Origin of the sequence: Streptococcus sp. DD11 (assembly GCF_001578865.1) — a bacterium.
Taxonomy (GTDB): Bacteria; Bacillota; Bacilli; order Lactobacillales; family Streptococcaceae; genus Streptococcus; species Streptococcus panodentis.
Genome location: NZ_KQ969395.1, coordinates 273,793 through 278,663, shown reverse-complemented (window position 1 = coordinate 278,663; position 4,871 = coordinate 273,793). Strand labels below are relative to the sequence as shown.

The window sequence follows — 4,871 nt, the reverse complement described above, 5'->3', positions numbered from 1 at the left end:
GTATACTCAAAGTCAATCGAAGATAACAAGGGATAAGCGTCCAGTCAGCGGGCAATACCTCATCTCATTGCCTCACGGAGCTGAAACGCTTTTGTTCCAGCCTCTCTGTCCCGCTGTCAAAACTGCCGCAAACTGATGCAGGCATGATGGGAGCCTCTCTCAGCTCCTCTTCGATTTTCAAAGAACCGCCTGAAACCTTTCTATATTTGCTCCTTATAAAATGGGCGGTGGGACAGAACTAAATTTTGAAAAAATTTAGTTCGTCGTCCCAGCCCCGCGAGGATGATTAGGAGCTTTTTGGAGTCTAAAAGACGAACAAAAAGTCCAATCAGCTACCGCGTCAAGAGTTTTTTTCCAAAACAAAGCGAGACTGAAAGACTTTTTATACGGTATCTTCCCAAAGATAGCTCCCTCTGTGGGTGAGGGCGCAGCCATCATGGGAGTCTGTCTCAGCCTCTTTTATATTCAGATTCTATGGTGCTGCTCAGTGACAGCCATCAGCAAACCAGGCAGGAGCCGCCCCATCAAAAACACTTGTAGATGAAAGACCGCAGGGAAGTGTCAAAAGCAGGGCAGGGCGACGCTGACATAATTTGAAGAAATTTTCGAAGAGTACAAGAAACAATCAGTATGCGTCAAACAAAAAAACATCACTCCAGTCTGTTAGCTTGAAGTGATGTTTTTAGCTAGGATGCATTTTTTAACCTAGTAGGGTGACAACGATGGGGACCACGATGACAAAGAGAAGAGTCGAGAGCGTAACGACATTGGTGGAAAATTCAACATCGCCATCGCCTTGGCTGGCCAGAATGGGCAGAACGGCCAGAGCCGGAGCAGCTGACTGAACAACGAAGGTCTTGAATTCGGCTGTCGGCATACCGCTCGCCGCCATTTTCAGCAGAACATACATGATAGCTGGCGCTAGGATAAAGCGGCCGACAAGGGTGATGATGGTATCGCGATTAAAGCGGATGGTTTTCAGGCCGGCCTTCGCTAGGACAATTCCGATATAAATCAGAGACAGCGGTGTGACCAAGTTTCCGATGTAGCCTAAGGTGCTGCTGGCAAAGTCAGGCACTGGAATCTTCAGCAGCAGGAAAACCAGAGCAACTAAAAATCCAATCAGCGGTGCAGGCAGCAGCTTTTTCCAATTAAAGGCAGCTGCCTGTTTGCTTTGGCCGGACTTGCTGTCAGTTGTCATCAGATAAACGCCCAAGGTCCAAGTCGAAATAGTATTGGTAATGTAATAAATCAGAAAATAGGGCAGGGCTTCATTGCCAAAGAGAGCGATATTGAGGGGCAGGCCGATAAAAATGGTATTGGCATTGACAAAGGTATTGATCATGGTTGCCCTGCGGCCGGGCCGGACATGGAAGATGTTAACCGCTGCAAAGGCCAAGATATAGCTGAGGATAAAGGCGGAAAATGTATAGATAAGGCCGCCGGACAGACTGACCAGCTTGTCAACGGTCAGATATTTGAGGACAGAGACAAAGATTGAAACCGGCAGGGCCACATTCATAATCAGTTTAGAAAGATTAGCAGCAAAACTGTCTTCAAACCAGCCTCGGACCTGCAGAAAGTAGCCCAAAATAATGATGACAATAATCGGAATAATGCTTTGAATAGAAGTGAAGAAGATTTCCATAGAAAAGAACACCTCCTAGTATTGAGGATACCATTTCAAGTCTTGCACTGCTTTTTTCATATCCTTTTCCTGACTTTGGGCCAGGCCTTGCTCCTGTGCCTTTTGGGCGACAGCTTCTGCAACCTTGACAGAAACTTCTGCTACATTTGCAAAGGGCGGCAGGACTGGGGCACCCGGCTGGGTTAGGTCTACAATCCCGCTGAGGGCATGGGCGGCCGCACCAATCATCTCATCGGTCAGCAGTTTGGCTTCAGATGCCAGCATACCGAGACCCAGACCGGGATAGATGAGGGCGTTGTTAGCCTGGCCGATTTGGTAGGAAACGCCTTTATAGTCAACATTGTCTGCTGGAATCCCTGTGGCAACAAAAGCCTTGCCGTCTGACCATTCAATCAAATCTTTGGCAGCTGCTTCTGCTAATTTTGTGGGGTTGCTGAGCGGGAAAATGATTGGGCGCTCTGTGTTGGCACACATGGCTTCGACAACTTCCTTGGTGAAACTGTTAGGCTGTGTAGAGGTTCCGACCAAAATCGTTGGCTTGACTGTTTTGACGACAGCCAGAAGATCTGTTAAGGCATCCGCATTGGCGAAATCCGACCGCTTTTTAGCGAAAGGTCTTTGCTCAGGTGTCAAATCGTCCATGTCATCAAAGAGCAGTCCCTGCTTGTCAACCATAAAGAAACGCTGGTAGGCTTCCTCTTCTGAGAGGCCTTGGTCAACCATCTCGCTCAGGACACGGGAAGCAATTCCCGCACCAGCTGTTCCGCCGCCGTAGCAGAGATAGACTTGGTCTGTCAGCTTTTCGCCTGTAATATCCAGCGAACCGTAAATACCGCCCAGCGTGACAATGCCGGTTCCCTGAATATCATCATTGAAGGTAGGGATTTTATTCTTGTACTTCTTGAGGATAGTGGCAGCATTGAGACGGCCGAAGTCTTCCCAGTGCAGGTAAAGTTTAGGGAAGAGCTTTTCAGCAGTCTCAACAAATTTTTCAATGAAATCATCGTAAGCTTGTCCGCGGACCCGTTCGTGGCGGTTGCCCAGATAGTTAGGATTGTCCAGCAATTCCTTGCGATTGGTGCCGGCATCAATTACCAAAGGCAGCACCGTCGCAGGGTCAATCCCCGCAGCACCGGTGTAAATCATGAGCTTGCCGACAGAAATGTCTACCCCATTGGTCCCCCAGTCGCCGATACCGAGAATCCCCTCAGCATCTGTCACGACAATCAAGCGAATATCGCGGTCTCCTGCTGCATTTTTGAGCGTGGCTTCGATATTTTCGGGGTGATGGATATCCAGATAGGCTGCATACTGCGGATCTACGAAGAGGTCGCTGTAGCCTTCGATCGTTTCAGCAATGGTGGGGTCATAGACGATGGGGTTAAACTCTCCGATATGCTGGCTGAAGAGATAGTAGAAAAGCCGGCGGTTGGTATTGAAAATCTCCATCAAAAAGAGCCGTTTCTCCAGATTGCTTTGTTTTTTGAGGTAATGCTGATAGGTCTGCTTGGCCTGTTCTTCAATGGTCTGTACAGAAGGCGGCAGAAGTCCTACCAGCCCCAGTTCCTGACGTTCTGCCTGTGTAAAAGCTGTTCCCTTATTTAAAAAAGGGTTATTGAGCAGTTCATGTCCTTTCATGTGTCTTCCTCCGATAAATATTATTGATAAGAAAGTTTTCTTACGCTTACATCATACTGCTCTGCTCTCCTTATAGTCAAGTGCCGCAGTTCTTATAAAAATATTTATAGACAGTTCAATTTATGGTAAAATAAGAGCTAAAGGAGGGCAGCATGAATATACGCGATTTGGATTATTTTTATCAGCTTTCTGTCTTAAAGTCTTTTACAGAAACGGCTCAGCATTTTCAGGTCAGCCAGCCCACTATTACCTATGCTGTAAAACGGCTGGAGAAGGAATTTCGCTGCCTTCTGGTGGAGAAAACGTCTGCCAACCGGGTCGCTCACTTGACGGTTCAGGGCAGGATTTTGGCGAATCTGGCCCAAGATATGCTGCTGAGGGTAGAGAAAGCGGACAAGGCCATTCAAAGAGCCAATCAGCAGGAAAGCAGACTGGGCTTTCCTCCCATCATTTCAGAAGATGTCTTTTCACGATTGGACGCTCCTGAGGAGGAACTGGCCCTGCTAAAATCAGTCACCTTGGTACGCGGCGGTTCTAAGGAGCTGTTGGATGCTCTCCTGGCCGGAGATTTGGACATGAGTCTTCTGGGCAGCCTTGAGCCTCTCAGCTATCCAGAGCTGGTCAGCAGAGAGCTTTACCGCAGGGAATTTTATCTGGTCATGTCAGCTGAACACCCTCTGGCAGAAAGCAGGGAGCTGAGCTTTGAAGCGGTTTTGCAGGAGAAGTTTATCCTGCTGGATGAGCACAATGTGCATCTGGCTGCCTTTCACCATCTCAACAGCCGCTGCCAGCATGCTGCTGAAATCGCTCTGAAACTGGATGATCTGATGTTTATCGGACAGATGCTTCGCAAAAATATGGGAATCAGTCTCCTGACAGACACCATGATGACCAATGAATTTGCTGATTTAGTCAAAATCCCGCTGGCTGCAGCGGATAAAATTTATTTCCATGTATCCTATGCCTATCCCCAAAAGCATGTCTTATCCGAACAGCTGGAGCCTTTTGTCAAAGCTTTGGAGCAGATAGAGCAGTAGGAGATTGCTGAGGCAGAATCGTGAGGACTCTGTGATAATTGATTCCCTTTGATTCGATTGAACAGAGGCTGTTTTTTCTGTCCTGTCCTGCAATTTTCCAAGGCTGAGACCGATATTTTCCGCACTTTTTTGGTATAATGAAAGTTATGAAAAAATCAGAAAGGAAGCGCTATGCCAGATTATTTGTCGGTTTCGACCCTGACCAGATACCTGAAGCTGAAATTTGAGCGGGATCCTTATTTGGAGCGGGTTTATCTGACCGGCCAGGTTTCCAATTTCCGCCGGCGGCCCCAGCATCAGTATTTTTCTCTCAAAGATGAAAAGGCTGTGATTCAGGCGACTGTCTGGTCCGGTGTCTATCAAAAGCTGGGCTTTGAGCTGGAAGAAGGCATGAAAATCAATGTCATCGGCCGGGTGCAGCTTTATGAGCCGGGCGGGTCTTATTCCATTATCATTGAAAAGGCAGAGCCGGACGGCATCGGAGCTTTGGCCATCCAGTTTGAACAGCTCAAGAAAAAGCTGGGTGAGGAAGGTCTTTTTCAGGAACG

The 4,871-nt window shown here is 47.9% G+C and carries 4 protein-coding genes; 2 read left to right on the top strand and 2 right to left on the bottom strand.

What is annotated here, in order from left to right; genetic code table 11:
- Positions 1-700: 700 nt before the first annotated feature.
- Positions 701-1,648, bottom strand: coding sequence for an AEC family transporter (locus STRDD11_RS09065; protein WP_128837045.1), 948 nt, complete (start codon positions 1,646-1,648; stop codon positions 701-703).
- 15 nt (positions 1,649-1,663) lie between these two features.
- On the bottom strand, positions 1,664-3,286 hold the full coding sequence (locus tag STRDD11_RS09060; RefSeq protein WP_128837044.1) for a malolactic enzyme: 1,623 nt from the start codon (positions 3,284-3,286) through the stop codon (positions 1,664-1,666).
- 152 nt (positions 3,287-3,438) lie between these two features.
- On the opposite strand from STRDD11_RS09060, the gene STRDD11_RS09055 reads away from it, so the two are divergent.
- Together STRDD11_RS09055 and STRDD11_RS14495 are read left to right on the top strand one after the other, a co-directional pair.
- Complete coding sequence (locus tag STRDD11_RS09055; protein ID WP_128837043.1) at positions 3,439-4,323, top strand: LysR family transcriptional regulator; 885 nt, start codon at positions 3,439-3,441, stop codon at positions 4,321-4,323.
- A 171-nt stretch (positions 4,324-4,494) separates the two neighbouring features.
- The coding region (locus tag STRDD11_RS14495) for an exodeoxyribonuclease VII large subunit (protein WP_241209394.1) at positions 4,495-4,871 on the top strand (377 nt) is incomplete at its 3' end.

Coding starts and splice junctions, on each gene's coding strand:
- STRDD11_RS09065 (WP_128837045.1), bottom strand. CDS start 1,648: ATGGAAATCTTCTTCACTTCTATTCAAAGCATTATTCCGATTATTGTC.
- STRDD11_RS09060 (WP_128837044.1), bottom strand. CDS start 3,286: ATGAAAGGACATGAACTGCTCAATAACCCTTTTTTAAATAAGGGAACA.
- STRDD11_RS09055 (WP_128837043.1), top strand. CDS start 3,439: ATGAATATACGCGATTTGGATTATTTTTATCAGCTTTCTGTCTTAAAG.